Genomic DNA, 20,557 nt, shown 5'->3' on the forward strand with positions numbered 1-20,557 from the left:
ACATATAATTTTCACAAATGATTTAGGACTGCTATCGACATCTAATAAAAACTATGTAGAGACGCTAAATTTGCGTCTTTACGTTGTCTGTAAACACTCGGAATTGGGAGTAACACACCTATCGATAGGTATGAATTAAAATGTAAGGAACTGTATTATGACTACTACTTCTAACCAGATTAAATCCAAGGTTTGGGACAACAAGCAAGAATATCCTTTAACTACAGAGTCTTTAAGAATGCTCTTGGAAAACCGAATTCCTTTAATTCGGCTAAAAGAATTTGCTACACCCCAAGAGTGTGAAATGTTAGTTGATCAAGCTGAATTTTTCAATTTTGACTGCTATCAAGATGTGAATCCCAAGATTGAGCGAATTGGGATCACAGTGTTTGAATATAATCGCATTAGTAAAGCAGCTTATTTTCAAGCAGTAGAACGCACAGCTAAATTAAGAGACTACATTATGGCAGCCTCTTTTAATCCATTAGAACGCTTAATGGTGAAAATCCGAGAGTGTACAGGTGCGACTGTGCGAATTGCTTCTGAACCATTCTATGGTAGTTACTACACAGGGTTGATTAGAAAAATAGAGCAGGGGACTCAACTTCATATTGATTATGCTCCGTTAGAACAATCTGAATGGGAAGTTGGTACAGTTATTTTTCAACTTTCCTGGAATTTGTACTTAAAATTTTCTGCTAATAATTATGGCAAAACACGTATTTACGATCGCCAGTGGCAATCAGGAGATGACCAATATAAACTCGATTCCTACGGCTATGGTGATACAGTAATTGTAGATGCAGACATAATCAGCTTCCAACCTTATGTAGGAGATGTGTTCATTTTCAATACACGCAACTATCACATTGTTGAACCGATGGATGGACAACGTGTGACTTTTACTTCTGCGATCGGATTACTTCCTAATGGTGAAATTATTTTGTGGTCTTGAAGCTGATAAGTAGGAAGTAGGAAGCAATTTGGTAAATATAGTGAGGAAGTAATTCATGCCTTTAGCAGCTGTGATGACTGCACCTAATCAACCAGTTGTAGTGCAACAATTACCAGACCCGATTCTGGAAAAGGGTGGAATCATTCTTGAAACCTTATATAGTGAAGTTTGTGGAACTGATGTACATTTACTACATGGACGTTTAGAGGGAGTACCGTATCCCATCATCCCTGGACACTTCTCAGTTGGTCGTGTTGTGGAAACAGGTGGAAGGGTTAACGATGTCAATGGTAACTTAATTGAGCCTGGAGCGATCGCCACCTTTCTCGATGTCCACGAAACCTGTTACAACTGCTGGTATTGTCTAGTAGCCAAAGCATCCACTCGCTGTCCCCAACGCAAAGTTTATGGTGTCACCTACTCAGCCAAAGATGGGTTACTCGGTGGTTGGTCTCAACTAATTTATCTCAAACCAGGGGTGAAAGTTCTCACTTTACCCGAACAAGTTTCACCAAAGCAATTCATTGCTGGGGGATGTGCTTTACCAACTGCACTACACGCTATCGATCGAGCGCAGATTCAAATTGGCGATGTTGTCGTGGTGCAGGGTTCTGGGCCTGTAGGTTTGAGTGTGGCAATTCTAGCTTTACTATCAGGTGCAGGTAAAGTAATTGTCATCGATAAATTTGAGAGCCGATTATTAGTTGCCAAATCTTTCGGTGTAGATGAAACCCTTATAATTCAGGCTGACGATCCACGACAACATATTGAGCGGGTTTTGGAATTGACAAACGGACACGGTGCTGATGTCACTATTGAAGCTACAGGCATTCCCATTGCTGTCAAAGAGGGCTTAAATATGACCAGAAATGGAGGTCGCTATGTTATTGTCGGCCATTATACAAACACGGGTGAAATTCTCATCAATCCCCACTTAGAGATTAATCTAAAACATATTGATATTCGCGGAACTTGGGGAATTGATTTCAGCCATTTTTACAGAATGATCGAATTACTAAAACGTCATAGTGATTCCAGTAAAAATATTGCTTGGAAAAATATAATTAGTCGTTCATACACACTACAAGAAATTAATCAAGCCCTGGCAGATGTAGAGCAAGGTTCTGTATTAAAAGCTGTGATTCAACCTAATCTATCTTGATGCCAACCACATATCAAATGACTTGGATAATAGGGAGAAAATATGCTCACAGATTTAAAAATTGCCTTGATCGGCGGTGGTACAATGGGCGAAATGATAATTAGTAGATTGTTATCAACAAAAACTGTTGAAAAATCTGAGCTAATTATTGTCAGCAATCCGGTTTCTGCGCGATGCCATTATTTAGAAAAAGAATATGGAGTACGTATTACAACCTGCAATATAGAAGCGGTACAAGGCGCATCAATTGTGATATTGGCAGTGAAACCGCAGGTTTTGGTAGAGGTGATGGCTATGCTAAAGGATAAAATTTCACCTGATACTTTAGTAATTAGTATTGTGAGTGGAGCAAGTGTTTCATCTTTGTGCAAAGGGTTGAATCATCCTGCTGTTGTCCGTACAATGCCCAATATTGCAGTACAAGTTGGTTATGGGACTACGGTGTGGAGCGCATCATCAAGTGTGACAGAAATACAGCGATCACATACTCAAGCAATTTTACAACCATTAGGCAAAGAATTTGCTAGCCAAAATGAACATTACCTTGATATGGCAACGGCATTGAGTAGCGCGGGGACTGGATTTGTGTTTCTGTACATTGAAGCGATGATTGATGCTGGGGTTCAGATCGGTTTAACTCGGACACAAGCCCAAGAACTAACATTGCATACGATCGCTGGTAGTGTAGAACTTATGTTTCAGACTGACGAACATCCAGCAGTCTTACGAAACAAGGTGACAAGTCCTGGGGGAGTGACTGCTGCTGGTCTTTACGAGTTAGAAAAAGGTGGTATGCGAACTGTCATCTCAAATGCAGTGCTTGCTGCTTTGAGCCGCACTCAAGAATTAGGTAATATAAGTTGAAAAATTAGTGCTGATTATTTAACACCAAAAAGTATTAAATTTAATTCTAAAATATGCCAACCCAAGTTGTTCAAGTTCAACCCTCAACAAATGTATTTTCAGATTTTATTCAATTCTGGAAAGATATAAGAGCGATCGCTGGGCCTTACTGGTATCCAACAAAGCCAGGGGATAGAGCCTTTTCAGACGTTCTTCGCGCCTGGGGAATGCTTATTCTCTTAATATTGCTAATATTCGCCCTTGTAGCTGCAACTACTTATAATAGTTTCATTCATCGCTATTTAATCGATGTCATAATTCAAGAAAAAGATTATTCTAAATTTACTTATACTATATCATTTTATGCTGTTGGACTGGTCTTGATAACGCTTTTAGTAGGATTTACTAAATTTATTAAAAAACAAATTTCTCTTGATTGGTATCAATGGCTCGATAATCATATTTTAAATAAATATTTGAACAATCGTGCTTATTATAAAATCAATTTCCAAGCTGATATTGATAACCCAGATCAACGTTTATCTCAAGAAATTGAACCGATAACCAGTAGTGCTATCAGTTTTTCAGCTACTTTACTAGAAAAAGCACTAGAAATGATAACTTTTTTAATAGTTGTCTGGTCAATTTCCCAACAGATAGCTGTTGCTCTGCTTCTTTATACAATCATAGGCAATTTGATTGCTGTCTACTTAAATAAAGAATTAATTAAGATTAATCAAGCAGAACTTGAATCTAAAGCTGATTATAGTTATTGTCTAACTCATGTCCGCAATCACGCTGAGTCAATAGCTTTTTTTCAAGGAGAAAAACAAGAACTGAATATAATTCAACGTAGATTTAGTATCCTCATAAAAAATATTAAAGAAAAGATTAATTGGGAAAGAAATCAGGCAATTTTTAACAGGGGATATCGGGCTACTATCGAATTTCTCACACTCTTAGTACTTGCACCTTTATTTATTAGAGGTGATATTGATTTCGGAGAAATTGGACAAGCTACTACAGCTTGCTATTTCTTTGCTGGCGCTTTGGAAGAATTAATAGCTGAATTTGGCGTTTCTGGGCGATTTTCTAGTTATGTTGAGCGGTTATCTGATTTTTCAGATGCTTTAGAAGCAGTGGCAAAAGAACCTGAAAACGTCGGTACTATTAAAACAATAGAAGAGAATTATTTTGCTTTTGAGAACGTCACTTTACAAACGCCAAACTATGAACAGGTAATCGTCGAAAACTTGTCACTATCTGTTGGCCCAGGAGAAGGTTTATTGATTGTTGGGCCAAGTGGTCGAGGGAAAAGTTCTATGTTGAGAGCGATCGCTGGTTTGTGGAATGCAGGAACAGGTCGTTTGGTGCGTCCTCCCCTAAAAGAAGTCTTATTTTTACCCCAACGTCCTTATATAATTCTAGGAACTTTGCGCGAACAGTTGCTTTATCCTAAAACTAATCGTCAATTGACCGACGCAGAACTCAAAGAAGTTTTGCAACAAGTTAATCTGCAAAACTTGCTAAGTCGAGTTGAAGGTTTTGATACTGAAGTTCCTTGGGAGAATATATTGTCCTTGGGAGAACAACAACGCCTGGCTTTCGCACGCCTGTTGGTGACTAATCCAAGGTTCACTATATTAGATGAAGCCACAAGTGCCTTAGATTTGAAGAATGAGGGAAATTTATATCAACAGTTGCAAGAGACGAAAACGACGTTTATTAGTGTTGGGCATCGAGAAAGTTTATTTAATTATCATCAATGGGTTCTGGAACTTTCACAAGATTCTAGTTGGCAACTTTTAACTGTGCAGGATTATCGAAATCAAAAAGCAATAAATATTCAAACCACACCTAATAATGAGTTGCAAAGTCAATCGAAAATACTGACAGAAACAGTTAGAAGTGAAGGGTTTTCTCATAAGGAAATAAGTGAATTAACTAACTATTCCATTAGCACTATCAGAAGTAAGGCAAGCAGAGGAGATTCTATCATTACTAGAGACGGCTTGACGTACAGCTATGACAAGAACTCAAGTGTGTTGAAATGGCTGAGAGTTTAGCGGTTAGACAATCTGTTCATGAATTATCGTCTGTGAAAGAATAGGTTTCTGTTTTAATTTATAAAAATTGTCCTTGCTCAGATCTCCGACTTTTAAAGTCGGGGATCTTGTTGTTCACGAATGAATAGACCTCTTGCAAAAATCCTTGAATCACCCCTCCCCAACCCTGCCCGTATGCGTTGGGGAGGGAGCAAGATTTCAAGTTTTCCCCCTTTATAAGGGGGGTCTATTCAATTTATGCAAGAGGTCTAATGACTTATGACTTATGTGTATAGGAATCTGGTTTATTATTAATTATGTATGAAAGAAGTTAACAGTAAAAAAAAATGCAAGAGTAGGGACGGGTTTAAAAATATTATTAATTACTAATAATGTAGGACTTACGCACACTTTACGAATTCTCGACGCTCTTGGCGTCTTGGCGGTTTGATAAATTAAGCTTTTTGGCAATTTTTGCGTAAGTCCTATAATGATCTCCGCGAACCCACCCTACTTGTTCAATAATTAAATAAAATTGCTATAGCTTGATATTGATTACTTAGTATTGATAATTATTAAATACTTTTTTCTTAACTTTCTTAACTTTCTTAACTTTCCTAAGTATCTGATAAGAATTATTTATTAACTGTCTTAACTGACCTTGAAAATATATTTAATTAATGATATATATATAATTGAAAAATATTTTTTAAGGACAAGTCTATGTCTACAAACACAGTCAAAATAGTTGATGTCGTAGCAGTACCATTCTTTGTGCGTTTCTTGGAAGAGCAAGCTACTGAAGGAACAGAGGTTCCTTGGACTTACAAGTATCCTTCAGATTTGGAAGATAAATAATTTAGTCTACTGCATCTGAAAATACCTTTCTTATCAGGAAAATACCTTGTAATTGACTTCATAATAATTTAATAGAGTAGCAGTTAAAAAATAACTGAAAATTACTCCTAGAGACGCGATAGTGCAGAGCGCCCGCTGTAGGCGATCGCTTTCATATTACTTTTTTAAAAAATGGAGGTAATTGCTTTTTCTAATTCCCTAAATTCTTCAAAGATTTTTGGGTTATAGAAAGCATTTTTTTGCTATTACTTAATAGCTACCTCCTCAAATTATCAAAAAAATATTTTATGCACCTGTCTCGTGATGTTGTTTTATTAATTACCCACAGTGGTGATTTCTTCACTATAGATAGAGTGGCAGAAGCCTTATCAAAAAAAGGGGTGCAACCATTTCGTCTAGATACTGATAAGTTTCCTCTAGAAGTACAATTAACAGCACATTTTGATAAGTCTAAAAGCTACCACACTATAGAATGTAACAACCGCTCTATCAGCACAGAGCAGGTGCAAGCTGTCTGGATGCGCCGTATTTGGGAACCACAACTGAGTCAAGAATTAGCGCCAAAGTTCCGAGAAGCTTGCCTAAGAGAATCACAAGCAACTTTAGATGGTTTTTGGGACAGCCTCAATGGAACCACGTGGGTAGATAATTTAGAGCGGATAGATTATGCAAGTAACAAGCTGCGCCAACTACGGATTGCGTCTGAAGTAGGTTTTGTTATTCCCCAGACTCTTGTCACCAACAAAGCCCAAGCAGCACGAGAATTTTTCGGGCAAGTCAAGGGCAAAATGGTGAGTAAGCTTTTAACTGCTCTTTCCCGCAGTATGGAAGCTAACTCCTCGTTTTTTCTGTACACCAGCATCGTCAAGGAAGAAGACTTACAAGATGCCGAATCACTCCGCTATTGCCCAATGGTTTTTCAAGAGCAAATTCGAAAGCAACTGGAATTACGGGTAGTATATGTGAATGGTAATGTATTTGTGGGGGCGCTAAATGCAGACGTGTATGCAGCAGCCAAAGTTGATTGGCGTAAACCTGGTGTTGAAGTTGGCGCATGGCAACATCACCAGCTTCCTGATGAAGTAATTCGTCGTCTCAAAGCCTTTATGGGGAAATTTGGGCTGTTGTTTGGAGCGTTAGATTTCATCCTCACACCATCAGGCGAATACGTGTTTTTGGAAATCAACCCTGTGGGGGAGTGGGGAATGCTGGAAAAGGATTTAAACTTACCCATTGCAAGTGCGATCGCAGATGCCCTACTTCAAAGAAAGAATGAATAATCAAAAATTTAATATTTTATATTAGCCTGCGGCAAGCCACCCAAAAGGTGTCTACATACTTCACACTTCATACTTTTTATGACTGTATTAATAATCACGTTTAGTAAAGATAACGAAAGCATTCCTCTAGTCATCAACGAAATTGAGGCTAGAGGAGAAAAAGCATTTCGGTTTGACACAGACAGATATCCCACTGAAGTCAAGCTAGATATTTACTCTGGCGTTACTGAACGAGTAATTATTACTGATAGTGAACAGAAGCTAGATTTGAGTGAGGTTTCCTCAGTTTGGTATCGGCGGATGCGCTACGGAGAAAAAATTCCCGACTTAATGGATAAGCAATACAGAGATGCGTCAATTAACGAATGTCGCGCCACAGTCAGGGGAATGATTGCCAGCCTTCAGGGATTCCACTTTGATAAAATGTCCAATGTGGATCGGGCTAATAATAAACAACTACAATTGCAAGTTGCACGAGAAGTTGGTCTTGTAACTCCACGTACTCTGACTTCAAACAATCCAGAAGTAGTCAAGCAATTTGCTCAAGAGTGTAAGCAAGGTATAGTTACCAAGATGCTTTCTTCTTTTGCTATTTATGATCAGCAGGGACGAGAAAACGTTGTGTTTACCACTCCAGTTACAAATGATGATCTGGAGAATATGGAAGGACTACGTTTTTGTCCGATGACATTTCAAGAAAATGTGTCCAAGGCGCTGGAGTTACGGGCAACTATTGTCGGACACCGCGTATTTACTGCCGCAGTAGATTCCCAAAGCTTAGAAGGATCTACTTACGACTGGCGCAAAGAGGGGAGAGCCTTAGTTAAAAATTGGCAACCCTACGATTTGCCAGAAGATATTGAAAAAAAACTGCTCAAACTGATGGCTTATTTTGGCTTAAACTATGGAGCAATTGATATTATTGTCACCCCCGATGATCGGCATGTATTCCTCGAAGTTAACCCAGTCGGGGAATTTTTTTGGATGGAGATATATTCACCACACTACCCCATTTCGCAGGCGATCGCAGAAGTATTGCTAACTAATAAAAATTAGGGGATTGAGCCTCGTATATTTTCTTTGTCTTTTATTTTTAAAAGTGTTATAGCAATCCTATCTGAATTGTGAAAAATATAGATAATGAAACGAACCGCCAAGGACGAGCCAGTGCGTTGGGCGGCTGTGCCGACTTGAAGCAACTGGCGTGCCAAGGACGCAAAGGGAAGAAAGAAGAAAGAGACATATAATTTTCACAAATGATTTAGGACTGCTATAGTGAGTTTTGACTATTAAATTTATTAATATTAAATCCCTCGTTTACAAGTACAAATTATTGATGTTTGGAGATTAAATCCTTGTGATAAACCTAGTAAATACACAAACAGTTTTAACATTTGATGGGGTAAATGATTATATAGATTTTGGCAGAAACGATATTGGTGGCGTTTTCGCTCAAGGGAGTTCAGCTTTTACAGTTTCAGGATGGGTAAATCCACATGAGTTAACAAATAAAGCCACTAGTTACGGAACGCGCAATGTATTTTTTGCGCGTTCTTCAGAGACATACAGCGATAATTTTGAATTCGGCATCAGTGAAGCAGGAAGCCTAGATGTCTACATTGATGAAACAGTTAGCAAGGGTATCAAAACCTTTGGGCAAGGAGAACTAACTATAGGGCAATGGCACTTTTTTGCTATTGTTTTTAATAGCGGTCAACTAACCGTATACCTTGACGATCGTGAATACAACGATTCTCTTAGAGGTTCATCTTTAAACAAAGCAACAAGTTCTATAACTTTGGGAGCAACGTTACATAAACAGGTCTATTTTAAAGGACAATTAGCAAACATTAGCGTTTGGAATTATCCTTGTACTCAAGCACAAATCCAGACTCATCGTTGTGGGCTAATAGTCGGGGATGAAGAGGGATTAGTGGCTTACTGGAAATTAGACGAAGGACAAGGTACAACTGTCAAAAACCAAACTGGAAAGTCTTATCAAGGAAATTTTCGTGGTAATCCTATTTGGACTTTAGCAGAAATTTCATTTGCAACACAACCATCAAATCCAGTTATATTTGCAACAGAACCATCCAATCAAGAAGATATTCAACTTGAAGAGATCCAAACTGAGACAGCAGTTATTTCTGAAGAAAATATCTCACCATTAACCACAAATTTATTAGCAGCAACAGTATCGTTAGTAAGCGACGAAAACCAATCAAAGGAAATTCAACAGACAGAAACAAATAGCGAAGAATCCGAGATTATTCCAACTGCGATCGCTCTCAGTCCACATGACGAGGAAAGCAAAAAAGACCAAACTGAAGATCCCGTCAATATCCAACAAGCACAAATATTAACTCAGGAGGAATCGCCAGAAACTATGAATACAAAAGCCCGTCCCAAATATAAAATACTTTCTATTGATGGAGGCGGTATTCGAGGTATTATTCCGGCATTACTCCTATCAGAAATTGAAAAGCGGACACAAAAACCTATATTCAGTTTGTTTGATTTAATTACTGGCACTTCTAGCGGCGGAATTTTAGCACTTGGACTAACTAAACCCCGATTAAGTTCCAATGTATCTGATAACTTGCCAGTAGCTGAATACACTGCTGAGGATCTCCTACAGCTATTTATTGAGTATGGGGTAGAAATATTTTATGAGCCGTTGTTTGAAAGACTACTTGGCCCGTTAGAGGATATATTTCTCCAGCCAAAATATCCTTCCGAAAGCAGAGAAAAAATTTTCAGGCAATATTTTGGTAATGCTTCTTTAGAAAATAATCTCAAAGAAGTTTTTGTAACGACTTACGATATAGAGCAGCGAATTCCGATATTTTTTACAAACAAACTAGAAAAACAGCAAACAGAATCTAAGAATTTTCAGAAGCTATGTGGTGGTTTTTCGCTCCTAGATGCAGCATTGGCAACTAGTGCCACTCCGACTTATTTTGCTCCTCATCGGCTTGTAAACCCCCACAATAGTAGCATCGTCTATACTTTAATCGATGGTGGAGTATTTGCTAATAATCCAGCCCATTTAGCTATTTTAGAAGCACAAATTAGTAGTAAACGAAAAGCACAAAAAGTCCTGAATACAGAAGATATTTTAGTAGTTTCTTTAGGTACCGGTTCGCTGACGAGTATCTACCCTTATAAAGAAGTCAAAAATTGGGGACTCTTGCAATGGGGAAGACCGCTTTTAAATATTATGTTTGACGGTAGTAGTGAGGTGGTAGCTGGAGAATTAGAACAGTTGTTTGAACCTAGTGATAAAGAAGCTAAAAGTTTTTATTATCGCTTTCAAACATTGTTAGATAGTGAACTAGAAGAAATAGATAATACCAAACTCCAAAATACACGTCAGTTACAAGCTATAGCCCATCGACTAATATCTAATAAAAGTCAACAAATCGATGAACTGTGTAGTCTTTTGTTGGGCTAACTCACATTTCTTACATCTTGCACCAGTTAGTTTGTGCAAGATGTAAGATTTTTAATTTCTTCACAAAAGAAATTAGTAATGACTCTCTTAGTCATGTTTTCACTTTATAAGGATTGTAGGTAAGTACAATGGATGAACTCGTCAAAAAAATTTCCGGTTTAGGCCTTCCTGGCATACTTTTCGTGATTGCAACGGCTGCATCAGGGGGTAGTGTCGCCGCCGTTGTCGCTATGCTTTCATCGCTGGGCGGGCCTTTAGGCCTCTTAGGAGGTTTAGGCTTGCTTGGGCTGGTAGGTGTTCTAGGGGAATATATAGCGGGATTTGGAATTGAAAACGTTCTCAAGCTCATCTATACAGAACGTAGCAAAACTGAATCTGTCAGATTTATTCTCAAAGAAATTCAAGAATTGCCCATTTCAGATGAGTTAAAACTCAAACTGAAACATCATATTAGCCCAGTAGTCGTTACTGAGCCTGGCCAAGGCCCTTTTCCCAGAACAGTCGAAATTGTTGATGAGGAACCATTGATCTAGTGCATTCGATTTGATCTTCCTAGCCCCACGCCAGTCACTACCCTGCGTTAACGCTGACAGCGTAGCTGGCTTCCCCGTAGGGTACAAGTCGGGAAACCCACTCACAGCGCTGGCTCCCTTAAAAGGGGGGAAATTTAATTAAATTCCTCCTTAAAAAGGGGAATTTAGGGGGATCTGCAAATCTCAAATACAACACCATAAAAGTTTTCGGACATTTTCTAAAAGGAAAAATGGCCTCTGAGTCTAACTTGATTCTCAAAGGCCATTTGAAAATTCCTAGTGTAATTAGTAACGGCTACATTTTTAGAATATGCAAACTCCATCTGTGCGTGAGCAAAATACAACAAATCCTTTTTCAGCCTTGATTCAGTTTTGGCAGGATGTGAAAGTAGTTGCCGCGCCTTATTGGTATCCAACAAAAGCAGAAGGAAGAGCATTTTCAGATGTGATTCGCTCATGGGGAATGCTCATTTTATTAGTATTATTAATAGTCGTAATTGTCTGTGCAAATGCTGCAAATAGTTACTGGAATCGCTATGTAATTGATATCGTTATTGAACAAAGAGACCTTGATAAATACAACAGTACTTTATGGCTGTCCAGTCTCATTATTGTCGTGATGGTCTTGTTAGTAACTTGTTTGAGATATGTTAGAAAAAAAATAATTCTTGACTGGTACAAATGGCTAAACAATTACGTTTTGGAAAAATATCTAAGTAATCAAGCTTATTATAAAATCAATTTTAAATCTGATATAGATAATCCAGATCAACGCTTATCCCAAGAAATAGAACCTATTACTAGTATTGGCTTGAGATTCTCATCTTCTTTACTAGAAAAATCTTTAGAAATGGGAAGTTCTTTGATAATTCTCTGGATAGTTTCTTCAGAAATTACAATTTATTTAGTTATTTATACAATTATAGGTAATTTAATAGCTGTTTACTTGAATCAAGGAATAAATAAAGTTAACCAAGAAGAACTTGCATTTAAAGCAGATTTTGCATATTGCTTAACTCATGTTCGTAATCACGCCGAATCAATCGCTTTTTTTCAGGGAGAAGATGAAGAATTAAATATAATTCAGCGCCGATTTAATAATGTTTTAAAAACTGCTGAACGCAGGCTGAATTTGGAGAGGGGACAAGACGCTTTTGGCAGAGCATATCAGTCTGCCATTAGCATATTTTCGATGTTCATTCTTACACCTTTATTTCTTCAGGATAAAATTGATTATGGACAAATTAACCAAGCTAGTTTTGCTTGCTTTATGTTTTCTAATGCTCTAGGAGAACTAATAGCCGAGTTTGGGATTTCAGGGCGGTTTTCTGGCTATGTAAAGCGTTTAGCAGAGTTTTCAGATGCACTACAGGCTGCTAGTAAACAACCAGAGAACGTCAGTACTATTCAAATTTTAGAAGAAGAACGTTTAGCTTTTGAGAATGTTACTTTACAAACACCAAATTATGAACAGGTGATTGTTGAGAATTTGTCACTAGCTGTTGGGGCAGGTGAAGGGTTATTGATTGTTGGCCCTAGTGGTAGGGGTAAAAGTTCTTTGTTAAGAGCGATCGCTGGTTTGTGGAATGCGGGAACTGGTCGTCTAGTGCGTCCTCCCCTAAAAGAAGTGTTATTCTTACCCCAACGGCCTTATATTATTTTAGGGACTTTGCGCCAACAGTTGCTCTATCCTCACACAGACAAGAAGATGAGCGATCGCGAACTTGAACACATTTTGCAACAAGTTAACCTACAACACTTACTTAGCCGCGTAAACGGCTTTGATACAGAAGTTCCTTGGGAAAATATATTGTCTTTAGGAGAACAACAACGCCTCGCTTTTGCACGGCTATTAATTACACATCCTAGTTTCACTATCTTAGATGAAGCAACGAGTGCTTTAGATTTAAATAACGAAGGCAATCTATATCAACAGTTACAATCAACGAAAACAACTTTTATCAGTGTTGGACATAGAGAAAGCTTATTTAATTATCATCAATGGGTGTTAGAACTTTCACAAGGATCTAATTGGCAACTTGTTTCTATGCCAGATTATCAATTGCAAAAAGGGATTGTTGTTAAACCATTACAAAAGGAGCAAATTACGATAGATATTTACCCTAAAAATGAACTCAAAATGAAACCAGAATCAGCAGCGAGCGCTACAATTGTAGGACTTTCTCATAAAGAGCTTCAGACATTAACAGACTATTCTATTACTACGATCAGAAGCAAAGCTAGTCAAGAAAAGTCTGTGACTACTAGAGATGGTGTAACCTACCGCTATAACAAAAACCCGGAGGTATTGAAATGGGTAAGAGTTTAGTAACTATTTGTATATTTTAAAACAAGTGATGCTAACTAGAAAGCAAAAACAATTAGTTACTTATGAATCTATTACGATTTATGAAACACATTACAAATTTCCTACTTTAAAAAATCCAAAATTAAAAAAAGTTCAAAGAAAAATTAGAAAATGTCAAACTTTAATTAAAGAAGGTACTAAATATCGTTCTTATTTTTGGGGAATAATCAAATGTAAAAAAGAAATTAATCAAGGAGAAACTTTAGCAGAGGTTAAATTATTAATTAGAGATTATACTCAATTTATTAATTTTTTAGAAAGTTATAAAAATAGTTATCAAACTTTTTTATTAAAATTTATAGATGACTGGAAAAGTTTGTTTAATCAAAAATATGATGAAATTAGAAAAGTAAATGAAGAAAGAAATAAGCTAGAGATAAAAAATCATACAAATCCTCAAATAATTGATAATTTGAAATGGGAAGAGGAAGAAAATTTAAAATCTATTTTGCTGTTAAGTAATACTAACTTTTTAATACTAGAAAAAGTAAAGCTACTTAGTGAAGGAATTAAAAATTTAGCAGAAGATACCAAAAATCAAAAGCAAGCTATTCAGAAAATACTTAAAGATATAGAGGTGTATCAAGAAATTTATGAATACCAAGTCAGAGCTACAAAAATTCGTCAAGAAATAGCAAAAATAGCTGAAACAGCAATTAATCTAGAAAAGTCTCTACAAGATTACTTTAGTCCGTTTCAATCTTTAATAGATGATGTAGTAAAAGTAGATGCAGACTTTTACGCAATTGTAGGAGAAATTCAAAATTTAGCAAGTAGTACTCTAAATTCTCAAGTTAATTTATTGACGATACAAGATATTAGTACTATATCTCATGACATCCTTAATTTATTAGTGGCAAGTTATGATAAGAAAGATAGACTACAAGATGCTTTTTTTAAGTCAAAATTTTTAGATTTACAGGTTTATGACTTTGATTTTAGTAAAGATGAGATAACTTTAAATCAAGCGATTTACATAATATCTAATTATATGTCTACTCAACTGGTTGATCAACAGAAAGTGCTAGGGATAGATGAAACAGATATTGTTTCTGATTATTCTCAACTTTTTATAGAGAAAATAGAATTGACGGAACAACCTAATATTGATATTGAGTTGACTACAGAATTTAAAAGTAATTGGAATATTGATTACAGTAAATTGCAAAACCTTCTTACACAGTACAAGTGGCAAGAAGCTGATATTGAAACAGCTAAATTAATGCTAAAAGTCATGGGTAAGAATGATTGGAATGAAGTTTATAAACAGGATATTCTTAACTTTTCATGTGAAGCTTTTCATAAAATTGATCAATTTTGGCAACAATACAGTCAAGGTTACTTTGGCTTTAGTGTTCAGCAAAGTATTTGGAACGAAATAGGCGGTAAAATAGATTATGAAACAGAAAAAAGACTTGGCGATCGCCTGGGTTGGCGAAAAGAGGGAAACTGGTTAAATTACGATCAACTAACTTTTAAATTATCCCCGACGACACCGATGGGACATCTACCAGTTAAATGGTTACATTATGACCAAAATATATTAGACATACCTTCATATTCATCTACAACCCCCCTGTCAATGGCAGCTTGGCGAGTTGGATCTTGGCTAGTATGGCAGATGCACTTATTTTTTACTCGTGTCAAAACTTGTCATGAAACTTTACCATGAGTGAATTGCACATTATTTAATATATGATAGGGGTACATCTGACGAAGTAATGCAGGGAAATTACCGAACTATATAAGGCTGGAATAATTGAGGTAACAGAAGCAGAAGATGAAGATTTATTTGACGTTGGGGTACATTTTGACGGCGATATTTTTCTTCCCCAAACAATCGTAGATAGCTTGGCGGAATTTTTCTAGTTGTGTCAGCATCATCACGTCAATGATTTATCGATTACTTTCATTGACTTTACGGCAGTCAGTGTTACTGATGACTGCTTTTCTCTAGCCTTTTAGTCCAAAGTCCAGTAACTCTTGCCACCATTGAAAAAATCTTCAGCGATGCGATAAGAATTTATAAAAACTATATTTACTGCCACCCATCACCGCTATTGGATCAGAATTATACAAGATTGAACCTTGGTGGAAAGGGTTTTTTGAAGCCCTTGCTCAACTTTGCCAATCAGTTTGTCAAAAGCCTCTTGATCCGCCGTCAGTTGTTCTTGAATAACTTTCTGTAACTCAGGCTTTATTTGCTCACATATATCCTCGATTTTTCTGTCGCTCAAAAAACTAGAACGAATCCAACCAGGTACATCCACATTTGTCTTGATTACTTCTTGAACAGTCTTGCGATTTAGCTCCATTCCTGCTGCCATAAGCGAAGCCCCATATACTAGTGCAATAGGCCAGGTTAAATGTCCAGTTAGTATTAAAGTGATGATGCTAGCCACAGCGCCGCCACCAATTATTACATTGACAATAAACGCCACTGTCTCAGCAATGATAGCATCTCCAATTCGTAGCTCTGGGTTAACAAAATTTGGGTCAATGCTATCCTCGAATCTCAAGCTACTTCTAGGTATCTGAAACTTTCGACATATTGGATCAGTTTGTGCAGCTAAATCAGGTTGGATTTTCTTATTAAACCAAGAAGTGCATTGATTATTAATTATCTGTCCAGCGCGTTCGTCGGAGACGTTGCCGGAGGCATCGCTTTTGAGCCACTGTTCTGCTTGACCGATCAAAGCTGTTTCCAAATCTGCTAAAGTCCGTATTTTGTTTTTTTGCCAATCTTTTAAAGCTGGTTTAACTGCGTTGACAATCAAGCCATCTGTTAAAGGCTTAGTTAATGATTCGATTAACTCTGGGATATGCCTCTTAATTAAATCTTTGAGCTTGTTCGAGGTAAATAGTTGATTGACTTCTTCTTTAAAAGCAGCAGCACGTAGATCCCATCGTCCTACTCGTGCTAAACCCATTGCAATACATCGTTCCGGTTCCGGATCGGGGCGAAGCAGCGTTTCTGGTTCGGGAAACATTTCCTGACAAAGAACGTGCGTGAACTTCATGCGAGATGCGCCGCCAGTCATCAGCAGAAGTTTGGGCACAACTCCAAGTTCGTCCAGTTTTTCTTTTGCCTCAATTAAAGAGTCGCGAAACGATCGCACCCAACTATGATGCTCCAATTCCGGTAAGGGCTGGTTTAAAATTTCCTCCATCAGCAATTTATTGACTTGGGGAATGAAATAAATCTGTTCGTTAATCGACTCAAAGCCACGCGCAAAGGATTCAGGATCGCTGTATAGCTGTTCATTAGAAAAGTAATCTTCTTTAGCTTTGCGACAAGCAAGTTCACAACGAGCTTGGTGGTGTGGATATTCCTGAAATACTTTTTCGAGTAATGCTTTTTGCTCGTGGTTGGCGAGAGTCCGGGCAAAAATAGCTTTGTCAATTAAAGATGCTCCTAAAGTATTACTCCCGAAATCTATCGGGATCTCTTCTAAGCTCTTAACTAAAGTAAAATCTGTGGTTGAAGAACCAATATCGACAATTAGCACCGATGCAACAAGTTTGTCGTACTCTAACTTCCCGGCTTCCTTGGCTTGCATGAAAGCAGCCCGCGATTCTGGTACAACATTTAGTCGGGGAATGCCAGCTTCTTGAAGTAGCTTTTGGTATTCGGAGCGATCGCTAACTGACCATCCGGAAGGGCAACCAATGTAAAAATAGCTACCTTCCCCACCTTGAACTTGCTTGCTTTCTTTCAAAAGGCGGTAGTAGGTTGCCGCAAAAGTGCTAATTGTTTCCCGATATTTGGGATCGTTGTTGGGTTTTTGTTTGAAAGAGATTGTTAGCTGGGTAACGCCAGCTTGAATTAATGCTTGTTCTCCCACAAGATAACCGAGTTTGGGATGCCAACCAAGAGCTGTAACTTGGTTCTTCTTGTTATTAATCTCCAACATCTGGGGGGGGTCGATGCTTTCCACTATAGCTTTAGCTACAGCCGTTTCACCGTGTCCTAAATCAAAACCGATTGTTTCTAAAATTTCCATACCCTTATTGTCTATGATTCTTTAGAAGAAGAATACGCTGGCTCAATTACCCGGCCGCGCCTAAGAAGGCGATCGCCTTTCAACAAAGCCGGGGTTAGAGTTACGTGATCTTTGGTATCGGGGTCGATACTTGGCTCAAAGTCAAAATACTCGCGATCGCTATGAGGGTCATTTTGTCGGTAAATTTGAGCGTTAATTCCCTGAGACATTAAAATCTGTGGCAGAAGCTTCGCCAGTTCATGAGCCATTTGGGGTTTATCAAGTTTTGATGCGCCCATTAGCCTTTGCAGAAAATTTAATAGCTCTGGTAATTCTTCTATTGCTAAGTCGCCTTCATGTTTATTTGATTCTTCTACTCTAGCTACTGCTAGGTCGATAGTGTTGAGAGCATCGCTAAGGCAATCTAGAAATACTTTGCTATCAACTCGGAGAATCGGTTGAGGTAATTCCAATAGCCCTTCAGATATAGAATTATTTTGCTGGTTATTTAATTCGAGTTGAAGTACAATTTCTAGTCCTATAAGTAGAGAGGTTAATAAGATAGCCATCCATGCGCCTGGGGTAGTTTTAGTTAAAGAAAACAACGAGCCTAAGATGCCTATACAAATTAGTGCCTGTAGCAGTTTCAGGATTAATCTGTTGGCAAAAAACTTTGTACCTGGGTTAGTAATTTGCCTTTGCTCTATTGGAGCAAGTTGAGAATAGTTAGCCGCCGCGAGAGTGGCGATCGACTGCCGCAGCGTATCCATAAAAAAGGAAGCCAGACGAACTTGAGCCAAATTAAGCTTTTCAATGTAAATTCTTTCAAGATGATCGAGTCGGTTCTGAACCAGCTTAACTATCTGCTCAATGCTGGTTGTGTTATCAATATCTGTCTGGAGTTGGTTGCGTTCTTCGCTAAAAAGTGAAGTGATTGTTTTCATTGCGTTAACTAAGACTTTAACGTTACTAATAAGGGTGAAATGAACACTTGTCTGCTCATTTCACCCTGTAATCACATGATGACTGAATAATTCATAATTATGAATTAGGTTGATTGCAAATTACCACCCATCAGAAGGAGAAGCAAAATGTTTATCTGCGTCATTGCAGACTACGGTACAGGAGATCCGGCATTTACAGAAGTCACACAACGTCTGCTGATGGCTTTTCCCGATGCCCAAATTCACTTGCTTTCGGTTCCAGCATTCAGTACCTTGGCAACGGGATTCTGGATTGCTCAACTGGGACTCAACCCAGGCCCTGGCGATCGCTTAATTTATCATAACTGTGCGCCTCGTCAGGATGATCCCGAAGCCAGGCGGGACAATGAAGGTGAAGGACTAACTTATGCGCTTTTACCCAATGGTGTAAAAGTAGTAGGTGTGAATGCAGGTTACACCCTTTCCTTTATCAGAGACTATACAAAAGAGTTGCGAGTAGTCAACGTTTCTCGTGGTGGCTCACAGTTTCGCTCACGGGATGTGTTTCCTCCGGCTGCGGCTGCGATTATGGGTGAAGATTTTAGCCTTCTGGGAGATAGCCTTAAGAATGAGCAAATCCCAAATGTTCCACCTGATCGAATTGCCTGGATTGATGGCTACGGCAACATCAAAACAACTATTGGGGCGCATACACTTAACTTGGAGCCTCAAACCAAGATCGTAATCCGAATTGGAGATGTGGTCAGTGATGCAGTGTATTCTGATGGCAGCTTCAAGGTGTCTGAAGGAACTTTAGCCTTTGCTCCTGGTAGTTCCGGTTGGTCAAGAGGCGATTCTGGAGAACCATTGCGCTTCCTAGAGTTGTTTTTGCGAGGTGGAAGTGCTTGGGAGCGCTTTGGCCGTCCCCGTGTGAATCAGCAAGTAACTCAAATTGCGTGAAATCGGGTAAAGAGCATCTTAATGAGCAAATATACTATAGGACTGATGCAAAACTACAGACTGTAGTGGCAATTCATGAATTGCCGTTACGCGAATAAAGCGCAGCCTCACATAGAATTGGTATTAGGTTGAGCGGTAGCGAAACCCAACAAAGTCTCGATAGTGTTGGGTTTCGTTCCTCAACGCAACCTACAGAAAAGCATAGAAAAGGCGCGATCGCTTATGCCTCCGGTTTTTCCTCTGTATTACGTACTATGACTTCAAAATCATCACACAGTTTATTGACCAAATCTTCCATTTCCTTGAAAAAATAATCTCCGACTTGCCGCCGATTTAAGATTTTGTACTTACGGTAGATTTTGGCAAAGTCATCATATATTTCGTCTTCTGAAACATTTGATTTAATTTTAATCATCAACCGTTTGCCCTCATCGCAATTTCGCACATAGTCAAACAAGGCGCTAATTTTTAATTCAAATTCTTGAATGCGTTCTCCCTTTAGGTCTTCTTGCTCGTTACGGGCTTCAATGATAGCTAAAATATCAAATTGATAGTCATTGCTGGTCGGTTCTTTGCCTTCCGCGACTTTAGTTATTTTCTTTTTTTTCGGCTCTGGATCTTGAGTTTCGACTTCGATAATGCCAATTTGATTATCAAAATAAACCTCGATCGCATCTTTGATATCATCAGTTCGGTTTAGCCTATTATAGATATTATTGAATAAACGTAGAAATTCTAAGAAACTAGGTTCGCTGTATTTTGCATCTAGGGTAATTACATACTCAAGGCGGTTGAGGATGGTAAAATACTGGGCTGCCTTTGCTTTGGCATGAGCGGTGTGTTTGGGATTTGCTGCAATATACTTTTCGATGCTGCTTTCTAAATCGAGATAGCTCTCTGGATTGTTACGTTTCGCATCATCATTGAATGCTCTGAGAAAAGTCTCAAAGAATTCTGTGTAGACTCCGGACTTTTTCAGTTCTGCGAACAGGATTTCTAAAACTCGTTTATCGCTAAAGGGGTCGAAGTCGCTAACAACGACATCGGAAAAATGCTCGAAGGCATCTTTGATATTTTGGACGTTGACGTTGTTATAGGAGTGCGAGTCGTTGGCTAGAAACTAAGACCTATATAGGTCTGGAGGATTAGCCGCAAGGTAGTGAACCTTGACAACTGAGTGACCATGTAGGTGA

General features: G+C 38.3%; 16 protein-coding genes. 13 read left to right on the forward strand and 3 right to left on the reverse strand.

Annotated elements, in window-relative coordinates; translation table 11 throughout:
* Positions 1-157 precede the first annotated feature (157 nt).
* The 12 genes from V7K35_RS06400 (at position 158) to V7K35_RS06455 (ending at position 15,170) form a co-directional block, all read left to right on the forward strand.
* Positions 158-955 (forward strand): hypothetical protein, encoded by a 798-nt coding sequence (locus tag V7K35_RS06400; protein ID WP_335077342.1) that lies wholly within the window; start codon positions 158-160, stop codon positions 953-955.
* A 55-nt stretch (positions 956-1,010) separates the two neighbouring features.
* On the forward strand, positions 1,011-2,117 hold the full coding sequence (locus V7K35_RS06405; protein WP_335077344.1) for a zinc-binding dehydrogenase: 1,107 nt from the start codon (positions 1,011-1,013) through the stop codon (positions 2,115-2,117).
* Positions 2,118-2,159: 42 nt separating this feature from the next.
* Positions 2,160-2,981: a pyrroline-5-carboxylate reductase gene (gene proC, locus V7K35_RS06410; RefSeq protein WP_335077346.1), complete on the forward strand. Its 822-nt coding sequence runs from the start codon at positions 2,160-2,162 to the stop codon at positions 2,979-2,981.
* 53 nt (positions 2,982-3,034) lie between these two features.
* Complete coding sequence (locus V7K35_RS06415) at positions 3,035-5,026, forward strand: ABC transporter ATP-binding protein/permease (RefSeq protein ID WP_335077348.1); 1,992 nt, start codon at positions 3,035-3,037, stop codon at positions 5,024-5,026.
* A gap of 702 nt (positions 5,027-5,728) precedes the next feature.
* Entirely contained in the window at positions 5,729-5,863 is a 135-nt protein-coding gene (locus V7K35_RS06420; RefSeq protein WP_335077350.1) for a microviridin/marinostatin family tricyclic proteinase inhibitor, read from the forward strand.
* A gap of 287 nt (positions 5,864-6,150) precedes the next feature.
* Complete coding sequence (locus tag V7K35_RS06425) at positions 6,151-7,143, forward strand: MvdC family ATP-grasp ribosomal peptide maturase (protein WP_335077352.1); 993 nt, start codon at positions 6,151-6,153, stop codon at positions 7,141-7,143.
* A 78-nt stretch (positions 7,144-7,221) separates the two neighbouring features.
* Positions 7,222-8,199 carry an MvdD family ATP-grasp ribosomal peptide maturase gene (locus tag V7K35_RS06430; RefSeq protein WP_335077354.1) on the forward strand — a complete coding sequence of 326 codons (978 nt, stop codon included), beginning with the start codon at positions 7,222-7,224 and terminating at the stop codon, positions 8,197-8,199.
* Positions 8,200-8,267: 68 nt separating this feature from the next.
* Positions 8,268-8,390 carry a hypothetical protein gene (locus tag V7K35_RS06435; protein WP_335077356.1) on the forward strand — a complete coding sequence of 41 codons (123 nt, stop codon included), beginning with the start codon at positions 8,268-8,270 and terminating at the stop codon, positions 8,388-8,390.
* Positions 8,391-8,500: 110 nt separating this feature from the next.
* On the forward strand, positions 8,501-10,597 hold the full coding sequence (locus V7K35_RS06440; protein WP_335077358.1) for a patatin-like phospholipase family protein: 2,097 nt from the start codon (positions 8,501-8,503) through the stop codon (positions 10,595-10,597).
* 128 nt (positions 10,598-10,725) lie between these two features.
* Positions 10,726-11,130, forward strand: a complete 405-nt coding sequence (locus V7K35_RS06445) for a hypothetical protein (protein WP_334793943.1) — start codon at positions 10,726-10,728, stop codon at positions 11,128-11,130.
* A 310-nt stretch (positions 11,131-11,440) separates the two neighbouring features.
* Positions 11,441-13,459: an ABC transporter ATP-binding protein/permease gene (locus V7K35_RS06450; protein ID WP_335077360.1), complete on the forward strand. Its 2,019-nt coding sequence runs from the start codon at positions 11,441-11,443 to the stop codon at positions 13,457-13,459.
* A gap of 7 nt (positions 13,460-13,466) precedes the next feature.
* The gene (locus tag V7K35_RS06455; RefSeq protein WP_335077362.1) at positions 13,467-15,170 is read left to right on the forward strand and encodes a GUN4 domain-containing protein; all 1,704 of its coding nucleotides are present in this window, start codon (positions 13,467-13,469) and stop codon (positions 15,168-15,170) included.
* Positions 15,171-15,555: 385 nt separating this feature from the next.
* Here V7K35_RS06455 and V7K35_RS06460 read toward each other — a convergent pair whose 3' ends face one another.
* Together V7K35_RS06460 and V7K35_RS06465 are read right to left on the reverse strand one after the other, a co-directional pair.
* Complete coding sequence (locus V7K35_RS06460) at positions 15,556-17,502, reverse strand: Hsp70 family protein (RefSeq protein WP_335077364.1); 1,947 nt, start codon at positions 17,500-17,502, stop codon at positions 15,556-15,558.
* Positions 17,503-17,513: 11 nt separating this feature from the next.
* Complete coding sequence (locus tag V7K35_RS06465; RefSeq protein ID WP_335077365.1) at positions 17,514-18,425, reverse strand: hypothetical protein; 912 nt, start codon at positions 18,423-18,425, stop codon at positions 17,514-17,516.
* 147 nt (positions 18,426-18,572) lie between these two features.
* On the opposite strand from V7K35_RS06465, the gene V7K35_RS06470 reads away from it, so the two are divergent.
* The gene (locus V7K35_RS06470) at positions 18,573-19,364 is read left to right on the forward strand and encodes an SAM hydrolase/SAM-dependent halogenase family protein (protein ID WP_335077366.1); all 792 of its coding nucleotides are present in this window, start codon (positions 18,573-18,575) and stop codon (positions 19,362-19,364) included.
* 220 nt (positions 19,365-19,584) lie between these two features.
* Here the strand turns inward: V7K35_RS06470 and V7K35_RS06475 are convergent, their stop codons facing one another.
* Positions 19,585-19,809 carry a hypothetical protein gene (locus tag V7K35_RS06475; protein WP_335077368.1) on the reverse strand — a complete coding sequence of 75 codons (225 nt, stop codon included), beginning with the start codon at positions 19,807-19,809 and terminating at the stop codon, positions 19,585-19,587.
* Positions 19,810-20,557: the final 748 nt, after the last annotated feature.

The organism is Nostoc sp., assembly GCF_036917275.1.
Lineage (GTDB): Bacteria > Cyanobacteriota > Cyanobacteriia > Cyanobacteriales > Nostocaceae > Nostoc.

Excerpts from the sequence above, each read along its gene's own strand:
- V7K35_RS06420 (WP_335077350.1), top strand. The coding sequence starts at position 5,729 with ATGTCTACAAACACAGTCAAAATAGTTGATGTCGTAGCAGTACCATTC.
- V7K35_RS06460 (WP_335077364.1), bottom strand. The coding sequence starts at position 17,502 with ATGGAAATTTTAGAAACAATCGGTTTTGATTTAGGACACGGTGAAACG.
- V7K35_RS06445 (WP_334793943.1), top strand. The coding sequence starts at position 10,726 with ATGGATGAACTCGTCAAAAAAATTTCCGGTTTAGGCCTTCCTGGCATA.
- V7K35_RS06425 (WP_335077352.1), top strand. The coding sequence starts at position 6,151 with ATGCACCTGTCTCGTGATGTTGTTTTATTAATTACCCACAGTGGTGAT.
- V7K35_RS06465 (WP_335077365.1), bottom strand. The coding sequence starts at position 18,425 with ATGAAAACAATCACTTCACTTTTTAGCGAAGAACGCAACCAACTCCAG.
- V7K35_RS06415 (WP_335077348.1), top strand. The coding sequence starts at position 3,035 with ATGCCAACCCAAGTTGTTCAAGTTCAACCCTCAACAAATGTATTTTCA.
- V7K35_RS06405 (WP_335077344.1), top strand. The coding sequence starts at position 1,011 with ATGCCTTTAGCAGCTGTGATGACTGCACCTAATCAACCAGTTGTAGTG.
- V7K35_RS06450 (WP_335077360.1), top strand. The coding sequence starts at position 11,441 with ATGCAAACTCCATCTGTGCGTGAGCAAAATACAACAAATCCTTTTTCA.
- V7K35_RS06430 (WP_335077354.1), top strand. The coding sequence starts at position 7,222 with ATGACTGTATTAATAATCACGTTTAGTAAAGATAACGAAAGCATTCCT.
- proC (WP_335077346.1), top strand. The coding sequence starts at position 2,160 with ATGCTCACAGATTTAAAAATTGCCTTGATCGGCGGTGGTACAATGGGC.
- V7K35_RS06470 (WP_335077366.1), top strand. The coding sequence starts at position 18,573 with ATGTTTATCTGCGTCATTGCAGACTACGGTACAGGAGATCCGGCATTT.
- V7K35_RS06400 (WP_335077342.1), top strand. The coding sequence starts at position 158 with ATGACTACTACTTCTAACCAGATTAAATCCAAGGTTTGGGACAACAAG.